The sequence below is a fragment of the Mycobacterium sp. 852002-51057_SCH5723018 genome (genome assembly GCF_001667035.1).
Taxonomy (GTDB): Bacteria; Actinomycetota; Actinomycetes; order Mycobacteriales; family Mycobacteriaceae; genus Mycobacterium.
Genome location: NZ_LZIR01000081.1, coordinates 1 through 12,419, shown reverse-complemented (window position 1 = coordinate 12,419; position 12,419 = coordinate 1). Strand labels below are relative to the sequence as shown.

At 68.3% G+C, this 12,419-nt stretch carries 13 protein-coding genes and 1 pseudogene; 13 read left to right on the top strand and 1 reads right to left on the bottom strand.

Going from position 1 to position 12,419, the window contains the following annotated elements:
- Position 1 precedes the first annotated feature (1 nt).
- The 9 genes from A5764_RS17055 to A5764_RS17015 all read left to right on the top strand — a co-directional run bounded on the left by A5764_RS17055 (position 2) and on the right by A5764_RS17015 (position 7,730).
- Positions 2-979: a zinc-binding dehydrogenase gene (locus A5764_RS17055; protein WP_067114690.1), complete on the top strand. Its 978-nt coding sequence runs from the start codon at positions 2-4 to the stop codon at positions 977-979.
- Complete coding sequence (locus A5764_RS17050) at positions 976-1,734, top strand: HpcH/HpaI aldolase/citrate lyase family protein (protein ID WP_067114689.1); 759 nt, start codon at positions 976-978, stop codon at positions 1,732-1,734. The genes A5764_RS17055 and A5764_RS17050 overlap by 4 nt, the downstream gene beginning before the upstream one ends.
- Entirely contained in the window at positions 1,731-2,138 is a 408-nt protein-coding gene (locus A5764_RS17045; protein WP_067114688.1) for a nuclear transport factor 2 family protein, read from the top strand. The genes A5764_RS17050 and A5764_RS17045 overlap by 4 nt, the downstream gene beginning before the upstream one ends.
- Positions 2,135-2,863, top strand: coding sequence for an SDR family NAD(P)-dependent oxidoreductase (locus A5764_RS17040; RefSeq protein WP_067114687.1), 729 nt, complete (start codon positions 2,135-2,137; stop codon positions 2,861-2,863). The genes A5764_RS17045 and A5764_RS17040 overlap by 4 nt, the downstream gene beginning before the upstream one ends.
- Positions 2,845-4,371 (top strand): NAD(P)/FAD-dependent oxidoreductase, encoded by a 1,527-nt coding sequence (locus A5764_RS17035; protein ID WP_067114686.1) that lies wholly within the window; start codon positions 2,845-2,847, stop codon positions 4,369-4,371. The genes A5764_RS17040 and A5764_RS17035 overlap by 19 nt, the downstream gene beginning before the upstream one ends.
- Positions 4,368-5,297, top strand: coding sequence for an alpha/beta hydrolase (locus A5764_RS17030; RefSeq protein ID WP_067114685.1), 930 nt, complete (start codon positions 4,368-4,370; stop codon positions 5,295-5,297). The genes A5764_RS17035 and A5764_RS17030 overlap by 4 nt, the downstream gene beginning before the upstream one ends.
- A gap of 26 nt (positions 5,298-5,323) precedes the next feature.
- A complete protein-coding gene (locus tag A5764_RS17025; protein WP_067114844.1) occupies positions 5,324-6,631 on the top strand; it encodes a hydroxyacid-oxoacid transhydrogenase in 1,308 nt (435 codons plus the stop codon).
- 3 nt (positions 6,632-6,634) lie between these two features.
- Positions 6,635-7,117 carry a thioesterase family protein gene (locus A5764_RS17020; protein ID WP_067114684.1) on the top strand — a complete coding sequence of 161 codons (483 nt, stop codon included), beginning with the start codon at positions 6,635-6,637 and terminating at the stop codon, positions 7,115-7,117.
- 172 nt (positions 7,118-7,289) lie between these two features.
- Positions 7,290-7,730, top strand: coding sequence for an SRPBCC family protein (locus tag A5764_RS17015; RefSeq protein ID WP_067114683.1), 441 nt, complete (start codon positions 7,290-7,292; stop codon positions 7,728-7,730).
- 76 nt (positions 7,731-7,806) lie between these two features.
- Here A5764_RS17015 and A5764_RS17010 read toward each other — a convergent pair whose 3' ends face one another.
- Positions 7,807-8,499 carry a GntR family transcriptional regulator gene (locus A5764_RS17010; RefSeq protein ID WP_067114682.1) on the bottom strand — a complete coding sequence of 231 codons (693 nt, stop codon included), beginning with the start codon at positions 8,497-8,499 and terminating at the stop codon, positions 7,807-7,809.
- A 149-nt stretch (positions 8,500-8,648) separates the two neighbouring features.
- Here A5764_RS17010 and fadD5 point away from each other — a divergent pair, with 149 nt between their 5' ends.
- From fadD5 to A5764_RS16990, 4 genes and pseudogenes are all read left to right on the top strand, one after another.
- On the top strand, positions 8,649-10,289 hold the full coding sequence (gene fadD5 / locus A5764_RS17005) for a fatty-acid--CoA ligase FadD5 (protein ID WP_067114681.1): 1,641 nt from the start codon (positions 8,649-8,651) through the stop codon (positions 10,287-10,289).
- Between the two features lie 218 nt (positions 10,290-10,507).
- Positions 10,508-11,323, top strand: a complete 816-nt coding sequence (locus tag A5764_RS17000; protein ID WP_067114680.1) for an ABC transporter permease — start codon at positions 10,508-10,510, stop codon at positions 11,321-11,323.
- A 1-nt stretch (position 11,324) separates the two neighbouring features.
- Positions 11,325-12,194 carry an ABC transporter permease gene (locus tag A5764_RS16995; RefSeq protein ID WP_067114679.1) on the top strand — a complete coding sequence of 290 codons (870 nt, stop codon included), beginning with the start codon at positions 11,325-11,327 and terminating at the stop codon, positions 12,192-12,194.
- Positions 12,195-12,271: 77 nt separating this feature from the next.
- Positions 12,272-12,419 (top strand): annotated as a pseudogene (locus tag A5764_RS16990) (MCE-family protein MCE1A); the annotation flags it as partial.

Genomic DNA, 12,419 nt, shown 5'->3' with positions numbered 1-12,419 from the left:
CGTGTGGTCCTACCGGATCATCGCCCCCTATTCGTTCCAGCGGACATCGATCCCTGACACCACGCCCGACCGGCTGGACGACGGCCAGGTGCTGCTGCGGTTCCTGGCCGCCGGCGTCTGCGGCAGCGACCTGCCGGCCTTTCGCGGTGCGCGGGGGCGGCTTCCGGGCGACGACGGGAAAAGCGCCGCCGAAAAGGACGGGTTCCCGATCCACGAGGTGGCCGGCGAGGTGATCGCCAGCCGGCATCCCGACCACCGCCCCGGCGACCGCGTGGTGGGCTGGGCCTCCGGGTTCGACGGACTGATGGAACGAGTGATCAGCGACGGCAACATGCTGGTGGGCTACGATCCGGCGCTGAGCCCGGCGGAGGCCATCGGCCTGCAACCGCTGGCGTGCGTCATCTATGCCTGCGAACAACTGCCGGACCTGGCCGGCGGGCACGTGGCGATCATTGGCCAAGGGTCGATCGGCCTGCTGTTCTCCTACGTCGCCAAGGCGGCCGGCGCGCGTCGCGTCACCGGGGTCGATCCCGTCGACCGCCAAAGCCACGCAACGGCATTCGGGGTCGACGACGCGGTGTGTGCCACCAGCGACCGGTGGGTGAGCCAACTCGCCCCAGACGACCGCGCCGACGTCGTCATCGAAGCCGTCGGCCACCAGGTGGCCACCCTCGGCCACGCCATCGAAGCCGCCACCCCCGGGGGCACCGTCTTCTACTTCGGCGTCGCCGACGACGACGCCTACCCGATCAGCATGCGGATGATGCTGCGCAAGAACCTGACGCTGAAATCCGGTGTGACGCTTGGCCGGCGGCGGGTCTTGGAGCTTGCCGGCAAGTTCGCCGACGAGCATCCCGAGCTGCTCGCCACCTACCTCACGCACACCTTCGGCGTCCAAGACGTTCGAGACGTGCAGGCCGCGTTCGACCTGGCCTGCCGGCCCGATCCCGAGCGCATCAAGATCGCGATCGCGCAATGACGGTGCCGGAGAGCAACTTTGCGCGTGCGCTGAACCGCACCGATCCGATATGGGGCGGCTGGATCACCGTGCCGACGCTGCTCGGGCCGGAGGAATTCGCCCGGGCCGGCTACGACTACGTCGGTTTCGACGCCCAGCACGGCTACCTCGACGACGCCGACATCGCCCGCATCTTGCGGCGCATCGAGCACGTGCCCATCGGCGCCGTGGTGCGGCTGCCCAACGCCGACGCGGCGCCCATCGGGCGGGTGGCCGACGCGCGCGCCGACGCCGTCCTCATCGCGATGGTCGAGTCGGCCGAGCAGGCCGCCGCCGCGGTGGCCGCCATCCGCTACCCGCCGCTCGGCGTGCGCAGCTTCGGCCCGCTGCGCGCCAGCCTCGGTCACCGCATCGCCGACCTACAGTCCCGGGTGAGGGTGTTCGCCATGATCGAGACGGCCGCGGCGCTGTCCGGGCTCAGCCGGATCTGCGCTGTCGACGGCCTGGCCGGGCTCTATGTCGGTCCCGCCGATCTGGCGATCTCGATGGGCGTGGAAGCCGTTGGCGCAACCAAACATCCCGCTGTCCTGGACGCCGTCGTCCGGATACACCGGGCGGCCACCGATGCGGGGCTGCTCACCGGCATCCATGCGGGCGACGGGACGACGGGCCGCGCCATGGCGCGGTTGGGATTCCAGATGATCACGCTGGCGCCCGAATCGCAGGCGCTGCGGCGCGGAGCGGCGGAGCACCTCCGGGAGGCGACCGGACCGTGACCGACGACGAAGCAGCGATCCGCGGGCTGATCGCGGACTACGCGCTCGCCCTAGACGCCGGAGACGTCGACGCGTGCGTCGAACTGTTCACCGCCGACGCCGAATTCTGCGTCTACGGCAAGTCGTTCGCCGGCCAGCAGGGGATCGGGGCGATGTTCCGGGATGCACCCCGCGGGCTGCACCTGACCGGAGTGTCCCGGATCGACGTCAACGACGACACCGCGACCGCCCGGTCGCAGGTGTTGTTCGTCCGGGCCGGCGACCTGCACCTGCGGCCCACCCTGTACGACGACGAACTGGTCCGCGACCCCGCAGCCAGCGGGCGGTGGCGTTTCCGGCGGCGGCGCTGCCAGTTCGTCACCAGTTACGGCCTATCCGACAGCCCCGAGGTTCCGTCATCATGAATCAGCGTGTCGCACTGGTGACCGGCGCGGCCGGCGGACAGGGCTGGGCCATTGCCAAACGACTGCGGGCGGAGGGTTTTTCGGTGGCCGCCTGCGACCGGCGGGCCGACGACCTGGCCGCCGCGGTGAACGAACTCGGCGACGACGGGCTGATCGGCATTCCGCTGGACGTCACCTCCCAGCAGCAGTGGGAGACGGCCGTGAGCGCGGTGGTCGATCGTTTCGGCTCGGTGCGCACCCTGGTCAACGGTGCCGGCGTCCTGCACCGGGCGTCGCTGGCCGACGAGACCGCCGAGGCCTTCGAAAACGCCTGGCGGATCAATTGTTTGGGCGCGTTCCTCGGCATTCAGGCGACGTTCGAGCAGCTCCGCTCGGCGGCGCACGCGGCCATCGTCAACATCTGCAGCACCGGCGCGATCCGTCCCTTCCCACGGCACTGCGCGTACGGCTCCTCGAAATGGGCGCTTCGGGGCCTGACCCAAAACGCCGCCGCCGAGCTGGCCCCGTTCGGCATCCGGGTCAACGCCGTCTTTCCCGGGCCCATCGCGACCCCGATGCTCGACGACGCCACCCAGTTGCGGCTCGCCGCGTCATCGGCGTTCGGACGCATCGGCCAACCGGGCGAAATCGCCGACGCCGTCGCGTTCCTGGTGTCCGAACAGGCGTCGTTCATCACCGGCTCCGAGCTGGTCGTCGACGGTGGACAATGCGTGCAAACGCGATGAAGATCGGCATCATCGGCGCGGGGCCGGGCGGCCTGGCCCTGGGAATCCTGCTGTCGCGCGCGGGTTTTCGCGACTTCACCATCTTTGACCGCGAGGACGACGTCGGCGGCACCTGGCGGATCAACACCTATCCCGGGCTGGCCTGCGACGTCAAGTCGCATCTCTACTCGTACTCGTTCGACCTGAACCCGCACTGGTCGCGGCTGTGGTCGGCGCAGCCCGAGATCCTGGCCTACTTCCAGCGCTGCGCCGACAGATACCGCCTGCGGCCGCACCTGAGGCTGCGCACCGAAATCCGTTCCGCGCACTGGGAGGACGACGCGGGCCGGTGGTGTCTGACCACAACCGACGGCGAGCGGCACCATTTCGACGTCGTGGTGTCTGCCGTGGGCCTGTTCACCCGGCCGCTCTACCCGGACCTGGTCGAAGAGGAACCGTTCACCGGAACCGTGATGCACTCATCGCGTTGGGATCACACGGTGCCGCTCGAGGGCGCCCGGGTTGCGGTGCTTGGCACCGGATCGACGGCGTCGCAGCTGGTGCCGGAATTGGCGAAGGTGGCCGCCAAGGTGTACTCGGTGCAGCGCTCACCGACCTGGATACTGCCCAAGCCGGACCGCCATTACACCCGCCGGGAGCGCTGGGCTTTCGCCCACATCCCGTTCGCCAAAAAGCTCTACCGCACCCGGCTGTGGCTGCGCAGCGAATCCAACATCGCGGTGATCGAGCACGGCAGCGAGAAGACCCAACAGTTCACCGCGGTCGCCCTGAGCATGCTCGAAAAGACCGTCGCAGACGAGGAATTGCGCCGCAAGCTGACCCCGGACCACCCGATGGGCTGCAAGCGGCTGGTGTTCTCCTCGGACTACCTGCCGGCCCTGACTCGGCCCAACGTCGAGGTGGTCAGCAGCCCGGCGCGATGCCTACGCGCGCGCAGCCTGGTCACCGAGGACGGCACCGAACGCGAGGTCGACGTCGTCGTGTGCGCCACCGGCTACGCAGCGGCCGACTACCTGGGCCAGCTGGAAGTCTCCGGTGAGCGCGGAACGACGCTGCGCGAGGTGTGGCGCGACGGGGCGCACGCCTATCTCGGCATGGCGGTTCCCGGATTCCCGAACTTCTTCATGCTGTACGGACCCAATACCAACGTGGGCTCCAACAGCGTGATCTTCATGCTCGAAGCCCAGGCGCGCTACATCGTGCAGGCGTTGAAATATCTGCGGCGCAAGAACAAGGCGTACGTCGCGGTGCGCCCGCGGGCGATGGAGGAGTTCATGGCCAAGGTCGACCGCTGGATGGTCGGCACCGTGTGGACCACCCAGTGCAGCAACTACTTCCGCGCGCCCAACGGGCGCGTGGTCACGCAGTGGCCCCGCAGCGCCCGTAGCTTCTGGAGGATGACGCGCAGATTCAGGCCCGCCGACTTCGCCTTCGCGCCGCCTGCCACGCCCGGCCACGCCGCCGACGCCGGTTCCGGAGTCGCGGCGCTGGACGGGCAGCCGCGATGACCGAGCTGGACGGCTGGGCGCGCCTTCAGCCCGCGCTGCGCGCCGTCGCCACGATGCGCACCGACTTTTCACCGGCCGCGATCCAGCTCATGCGTGATCCCTTCGACCAGCGCCGCCGGGAGGCCGCCGCGCACACCGACGCACATGGCGTGCACATCGATGACGCCAGCGTCGCCACCGACGCCGGCGGCGTAGCCGTGCGGATCTATCGCGGTGGGGGGTCGTCGGCGCCCGCGGTGGTGTACTGCCATGCCGGCGGATTCGCGCTGGGAAACCTCGACACCGACCACCGGCAGTGCGTGGAACTTGCGTGCCGCGGCCGCTGCACCGTTGTGTCGGTGGACTACCGGCTGGCTCCCGAGCACCCCTATCCGGCCGCCCTGGACGACGCGGCCGCGGTGCTGCGATGGGTGGCGGCCAACGCGGCGGCGGAACTCGGCATCGATCCGGCGCGCCTAGCGGTGGCGGGCAGCAGCGCCGGCGCCACCCTGGCCGCGTGCCTGGCACACGGCGCCGCCGACGGGTCGCTGCCGGCGCTCTCGTTCCAGCTGCTGCACCAGCCGGTGCTGGACGACCGCCAGACGGCGTCGAAGGCGGAGTTTGGCGCCAGCCCGGCCTTCGACGGCGAGGCAGCGGGCCTGATGTGGCGCTATTACCTGGGGGCAGACGGGGGACCCGCGGCCGCCGTGCCCGCACGCCGAACCCGATTAAGCGGTGTGGCACCGGCTTTGATCACCTGTGCCGAGATCGATCCCTTTCGCGACGAAGCGGTCGACTACGCGCTGAAGCTGCTTCGCGCCGGCGTCTCCACCGAGCTGCATGTGTTTCCGGGAACCTGTCACGGATTCGACTCGCTGCTGCCCGATTGGTCTGAGTCCGAGCGATTGTTCACCCTGCAGGGTCAGGCCCTCCGCCGCGCCTGCTGAAGCTGATCCGCCCTAGGATGGCACCGATGGTGTGCTGCAATGTCCCGATTGCCGCTGGGGAGTGCGACGGAGCCTTCACCGTCGACGCGTCGCGGGTGACTTTCGGGCGCGGTTGCCTGGCGGAGGTGGGTGACAGAGCCGGCGCCCTTGGGCTGCGGCGGGTGGCGTTGTTCTCCGACGCCGCCGTAGCCGAACTGCCCATCTTCGCCAAGACGCACGAGTCGCTCGTCGCGGCCGGACTGGACGTCGTCGCCTATACCGACGTACACGTCGAGCCCACCGACGCGTCCTTCCGGGACGCGGCGCGTTTCGCGCGAGAGCTGAACCCCGATGGCTACGTATCGCTGGGCGGCGGCTCCGTCATCGACACCTGCAAGGCCGCCAATCTGTACGCCACCTATCCCGCTGACCTGTTGACCTATGTCAACGCGCCGATCGGCGAGAGCAAACCCGTACCTGGTCCGCTCAAGCCGCACATCGCATGCCCCACCACGGCGGGCACCGGCAGCGAGGTAACGGGCATCGCGATCTTCGACTTTCTGTCGCTGAAGGCCAAGACGGGCATCGCTTCTCACGCGCTGCGTCCCACCGAGGCACTCGTCGACCCCGACTGCACCGCGAGCCTGCCTCCCGAGGTCGTCGCCTCGGCGGGGCTCGATGTGCTGTCTCACGCTTTGGAGTCCTACACCGCGCGGCCCTACGTCCAGCGGCGCGCTCCCGAACGGCCCAGCCTGCGACCCATGAGCCAGGGCGCCAATCCGTGGAGCGACATGGGCTGCCGGGAGGCGTTGCGCCAGCTGGGACAGTTCTTGAAGCGTGCGGTGGACGACGCCTCCGACGGCGAGGCCCGTGAGCAGATGATGTGGGCCGCAACGCTCGCGGGCATCGCGTTTGGCAACGCGGGCGTGCACGCACCGCATGGCATGGCCTACGCGGTGGCAGGGCTGGTACGGGACTTCCGCCCCTCGGGCTACCCGGCCGATGAGCCGCTCGTACCGCATGGCATGGCCGTCATCCTCAACGCACCGTCGTCGTTCCGGTTCACGGCGGAGGTCAGCCCGGAGCGGCATCTGGAGGGTGCACGGCTGCTCGGCGCCGACACGCGGGACGCCGGTGTGAAGGACGCGGGCGAGGTGCTCGCCAACGAACTCATCCGCATCATGCGGGCGGTCGGCATGCCGAATGGGCTGAGCGGTGTGGGCTACACCGACGATGACGCGGCGGCCCTGACCGAGGGCGCTTACCCTCAGCAGCGTCTCCTGCAGAACGCTCCGCGAGAGATGAGCAAACCGGTTCTGGCGGACCTGTTTCGGCAGGCCATGCGGTACTGGTAGCCCATGAGTTCAGGCCCGTCCGTTCCCACGGTTCCGCCCGCGCCGGACAAGCTCACCAGCGAAGACTTCCCCGTGCTGTGGCCGGTGGGAACCCGGTGGGCCGACAACGACATGTTCGGCCACCTCAACAACGCCGTCTACTACCAGCTGTTCGACACCGCGATCAACGCGTGGATCAACACCAGCACCGGGCTTGACCCGCTCACCACCCCGGCGCTGGGCATCGTCGCCGAGTCGGGCTGCCGCTACTTCTCCGAACTGCAGTTCCCCGAACGTCTCGCGGTGGGGCTCGCCGTGACCCGGCTTGGCCGCAGTAGCGTCACTTACCGGCTCGGGGTGTTCCGGGGCGCCGAGCGAGTCGAGGCGCAACCGATCACCGCGCTGGGGCACTGGGTGCACGTCTACGTCGATCGCGTCATCCGCAAGCCCGTGCCGATTCCCGACGCCATTCGCTCGCTGCTGTCGACGGCCTGCGTGGAGGGCTAGCCCCGATGGCGGCGACCCGCTGCGCCCGGCTTCGCCGCGCTTGCGATCACCGCTAGCCCCGATGGCGGCAACCCGCTGCGCCCGGCTTCGCCGCGTTTGCGATCGCCGGCTAGCCGAAATCGCGCTCAGGGCGGCCGGTTTCGCCCCTGTCCACCCCCGCTATGCTTCGCCAATGCCAGTTTTGAGCAAGACAGTCGAGGTCAGCTCCGACGCCGCATCGATCATGGGCATCGTCGCGGATTTCGAGCGTTACCCGGAGTGGAACGAGGGGATCAAGGGCCTGTGGGTGCTCGCCCGCTACGACGACGGGCGTCCCAGCCAGCTGCGGCTCGACACCGACGTCAATGGCATGCAGGGCACCTTCATCCAGGCCGTCTACTACCCGGGGGAAAACCAGATACAGACCGTGCTGCAGCAGGGCGACCTGTTCTCCAAGCAGGAGCAGCTGTTCAGCGTCGTCGAGACCGGCGCCTCGAGCCTGCTGACGGTGGACATGGACGTCGAGACCACCATGCCGGTGCCCGCGCCGATGGTGAAGCAACTCCTCAACAACGTGCTCGACCACCTCGCGAACAACCTCAAGCAGCGCGCCGAGCAGCTGGCCACCAATTAGGAGGCTGGCCACCAATTAGGAAGATGGTGGCGACCCGGCTTTGCCCGGCTGCGCCGCCCTCACGATCGCCACGGGCTCAGCCGAAGACGCCGGTGCGGTCGAGCATCACGGTCAGCCGGTCCGCCGCGTCACTGAACTGCCAGACCGCGTGCTCGATCACGGCGGCGGAATCGCGCCGGCGCAGGGCGGCCACCAACTGCCGGTGGTTCTCCACCGCGGCCGCCCCCCACTCCGGATCGGCCGCATACACCAGCAGCGGCGCGTACCGGGCGGCGTTCAAAAGGAACCATGCCAGCTTGATCCGGCCGCTGGCCTGATTGAAGACGCGATGAAAAGCGAACTCGATACCCGCGATGGTCTCGGCGTCGCTGGAGCCGACGGCCGCCGCAAGGGCGTCCGTGATGCGGGCAAGCTCGTCGATCTCGGCGTCGGTGATGTGGTCGGTGGCGGCGGCCGCCAGCTCCTTGGCGATCGTTGCCTGCAGCCAGAAGATGTCCTCGATGTCTTGCCGGGTCAGCGGCAGCACGACGTGGCCGCGGTGCGGCTCGAGCTGCACCATGCCCTCGCCGCGCAGTTTCAGCAGGGCCTCCCGCACCGGCGTGATGCTGACCCCGAGCTCGGCCGCCGTCTCGTCGAGGCGGATGAAGGTGCCCGGGCGCAACCTCCCCGACATGATGGCCGCCCGCAGGTGGCCGGCGACCTCGTCGGACAACTGCGCCCGGCGCAGCGGCCGCCGGGTCCTCGGCTGCGCAGATGTCGGTGCGTTCACGCGGGCTGTCTGGGCTTTCACGGGCTCGGGGGCGCTTGGCCGGGTCTTGTCAGGGGGGCGTCAAAGCCATAGTGTGACCCACACAACACCATGTTTTATCAAATATCAACCTGGCGCAAGCGGTGCAAGAGGTGAAGGGGAGGCGTTAGTTGACCGCACAGTTGGCCAGCCCTCTGACACAGGACACCGAGCAGCCCTACCTGGCTCGGCGGCAGAACTGGGTCAACCAACTCGAACGGCACGCGCTGATGCAGCCGAACGCGACGGCGCTGCGGTTCTTGGGCAACACCGTCACATGGGGCGACTTGCATCGCCGCGTCACCGCGTTGGCCGACGCGCTGAGCCGTCGCGGGGTGGGCTTCGGCGACCGGGTGATGATCCTGATGCTGAACCGCACCGAATTCGTCGAGTCGGTGCTGGCCATCAACTCCCTGGGGGCCATCGCGGTCCCGCTGAACTTTCGGCTCACCTCCGCCGAAATCGTCTTCCTGGTCGAGGACTGCGAAGCGCGCGTGCTGATCACCGAAGCGGTGCTTGCCCCGGTGGCCACCGGCGTCCGGGACATCCAGCCGTCGCTCGACACGATCGTCGTGGCCGGGGCTCCGACCGACGACAGCGTCTTCGGCTACGAAGACCTCATCAACGAGCCCGGAGATCCGCACGGGCCCGTGGACATCCCGAACGATTCGCCGGCCCTCATCATGTACACCTCGGGCACCACGGGCCGCCCCAAGGGCGCGGTGCTCACCCACACCAACTTGACCGGCCAGACGATGACCGGCCTCTACACCAACGGCGCCGACCTCAACAGCGACGTCGGCTTCGTCGGTGTTCCGTTCTTTCACATCGCCGGAATCGGCAACCTGCTGGTCGCGATGCTGCTCGGCACCCCTACCGTGATCTATCCGCTGGGCGCGTTCGACCCCGGCCGGTTGCTCGATGTGCTGGCGGCCGAAAAGGTCACCGGCATCTTCCTGGTACCGGCTCAGTGGCAGGCGGTGTGCGCCGAGCAGCGGGCACGGCCGCGCGAGCTGAGGCTGCGGGTGATGTTGTGGGGGGCCGCCCCGGCGCCGGATGCGCTGCTTCGGGAGATGTCGGCGATTTTCCCCGGGACCCAGATCCTGGCCGCTTTCGGCCAGACAGAGATGTCGCCGGTGACGTGCATGCTGCTCGGCGAGGACGCGATCCGCAAACGCGGCTCGGTCGGCAGGGTGATCCCAACGGTGGCCGCCCGCGTCGTCGACGAGAACATGAACGACGTCCCCGTCGGTGAGGTCGGCGAGATCGTGTACCGCGCACCCACGTTGATGAGCGGCTACTGGAACAACCCGGAGGCCACGGCGGAGGCCTTCGCGGGCGATTGGTTCCACTCCGGAGACCTCGTCCGGATGGACGACGAGGGCTACGTCTGGGTGGTGGACCGCAAGAAGGACATGATCATCTCCGGCGGGGAGAACATCTACTGCGCCGAGGTGGAGAACGTGCTCGCGGGCCATCCCCAGATCGTCGAGGTGGCCGTCATCGGGCGGGCGCACGAGAAGTGGGGCGAGGTGCCCATCGCGGTCGCGGCGGTGACCGGCGACGAGTTGCGGCTCGACGACCTGGCAGAGTTCCTCGCCGAGCGGCTGGCGCGCTACAAGCATCCCAAGGCGCTCGAGATCGTCGATGCGCTGCCCCGCAATCCCGCCGGGAAGGTGCTCAAAACTGAACTGAGAGTGCGCTACGGGGCCGCGAACATGACCGAAACCGACAGTGCTGCAACGGATTCAGCTGCAAGGGAGGGGGGCTGACGGACACTGTAACGTTTGCTCGCGCTTCACGAAGGGTTAATTGTGCGGATGCAGTTCACACGTGAAGGGCCATCGGGTACATTCCTGTGGTCTCCGTTACTACTTGCGGGTAGGGAGCCGATGGTCACACACGAAGGGGTAGCAACGAGGGGGCGACGCGTGCGACACAGTCCGCCGCGGGACCACCTTGCGCGCGGTGCCGGGGTAAGGGGGAAGCGGTGACTTCGACGTCGACAGATCGACGCGGCCCCTACTTGGTGGGTTACCTGCGTGATCAGCTGGAGGCGCCGCTGACCCTCGTCGGTGGATTCTTCCGGATGTGCGTGTTGACCGGAAAAGCCCTGTTCCGCTGGCCATTCCAGTGGCGGGAGTTCGTCCTGCAGTGCTGGTTCATCATGCGGGTGGCTTTCCTGCCGACCATCATGGTCTCGATCCCGCTGACCGTCCTGCTCATCTTCACCCTCAACGTTCTGCTCGCCCAGTTCGGTGCGGCCGACCTCTCCGGCGCCGGCGCGGCGATCGGTGCGGTCACCCAGCTCGGCCCACTGACCACGGTGCTGGTGGTGGCCGGCGCCGGCTCGACGGCAATCTGCGCGGATCTGGGCGCGCGCACCATCCGTGAAGAGATCGACGCGATGGAGGTGCTCGGCATCGACCCGATCCACCGGCTGGTGGTGCCCCGGGTGATCGCCGCAACCCTGGTCGCCACGCTGCTCAACGGCCTGGTGATCACCGTCGGCCTGGTGGGCGGCTACCTCTTCGGCGTCTACCTGCAAAACGTGTCCGGCGGCGCTTACCTGGCCACCCTTACCACCATCACCGGCCTGCCCGAGGTGATCATCGCGACGGTCAAGGCCGCGGTATTCGGCCTCATCGCCGGGTTGGTCGGCTGCTTCCGCGGGCTGACCGTGCGCGGCGGCTCCAAGGGGCTGGGCACCGCCGTGAACGAAACCGTGGTGCTCTGCGTGGTCGCGCTGTACGCGGTGAACGTGGTGCTGACCACTATTGGTGTGCGATTCGGGACGGGGCGCTGACATGTCGACCGGTGCCGTAGTCCGCGCCCGCTTCCCGAGGGCGGTCGAAAACCTCAACCGCTATGGCGGGGCGTTCGGCCGCGGGCTCGACGACATCGGCCGGATGGCCTGGTTCGGCGGGTCGTGCCTGGCGAACATCCCCCACGCCCTGCGCAACTACCGCAAGGAGACGCTGCGGTTGATCGCCCAGATCGGCATGGGCACCGGGGCCATGGCCGTCATCGGCGGGACGGTGGCGATCGTCGGCTTTGTGACCCTGTCCGGTAGCTCGCTGGTCGCCATCCAGGGGTTTGCGTCCCTGGGGAACATCGGCGTCGAGGCGTTCACCGGGTTCTTCGCCGCGCTGATCAACGTGCGCATCGCCGCCCCCGTGGTCACCGGCATCTCCATGGCCGCCACCGTCGGCGCCGGCGCGACTGCGGAGCTGGGAGCCATGCGGATCGCCGAAGAGATCGACGCCCTGGAGGTAATGGGGGTCAAGTCGATCTCGTTCCTGGGCACCACCCGGATCATGGCCGGGCTGGTGGTGATCATTCCGCTCTACGCGCTGGCGATGATCATGTCGTTCTTGTCCCCGCAGATCACCACGACCGTGATCTACGGCCAATCCCACGGCACCTACGAGCACTACTTCCGAACTTTCCTGCGCCCCGACGACGTGTTCTGGTCGTTCGTGGAGGCCATCATCATCACCGCGGTGGTCATGATTACCCACTGCTACTACGGCTACAACGCCGGCGGCGGGCCCGTCGGCGTGGGTGAGGCCGTCGGTCGATCGATGCGCTTCTCACTGGTGTCGGTGCAGGTTGTTGTACTGGCCGCCGCGTTGGCGCTCTACGGCGTCAACCCCAACTTCGCGCTCACGGTGTAGCCGCCATGTCCACCACGTCCGGGCCCGCGCAGATCAACCCGCCGAGAAACCCGCCGTACAAGTGGGCCGGTGTCGCGATGCTGGTCGTCGCCGCCGTGGTGCTGGTGTTGGTGTACGGGCAGTTCCGGGGGGATTTCACGCCGAAGGCGAAGTTGACGATGGTGGCGTCGCGGGCCGGGTTGGTGATGGATCCGGGGTCGAAGGTCACCTATAACGGGGTGGAGA

Coding starts and splice junctions, on each gene's coding strand:
- A5764_RS17050 (WP_067114689.1), top strand. CDS start 976: ATGACGGTGCCGGAGAGCAACTTTGCGCGTGCGCTGAACCGCACCGAT.
- A5764_RS17040 (WP_067114687.1), top strand. CDS start 2,135: ATGAATCAGCGTGTCGCACTGGTGACCGGCGCGGCCGGCGGACAGGGC.
- A5764_RS17035 (WP_067114686.1), top strand. CDS start 2,845: ATGCGTGCAAACGCGATGAAGATCGGCATCATCGGCGCGGGGCCGGGC.
- A5764_RS17030 (WP_067114685.1), top strand. CDS start 4,368: ATGACCGAGCTGGACGGCTGGGCGCGCCTTCAGCCCGCGCTGCGCGCC.
- A5764_RS17025 (WP_067114844.1), top strand. CDS start 5,324: ATGGTGTGCTGCAATGTCCCGATTGCCGCTGGGGAGTGCGACGGAGCC.
- A5764_RS17020 (WP_067114684.1), top strand. CDS start 6,635: ATGAGTTCAGGCCCGTCCGTTCCCACGGTTCCGCCCGCGCCGGACAAG.
- A5764_RS17015 (WP_067114683.1), top strand. CDS start 7,290: ATGCCAGTTTTGAGCAAGACAGTCGAGGTCAGCTCCGACGCCGCATCG.
- A5764_RS16995 (WP_067114679.1), top strand. CDS start 11,325: ATGTCGACCGGTGCCGTAGTCCGCGCCCGCTTCCCGAGGGCGGTCGAA.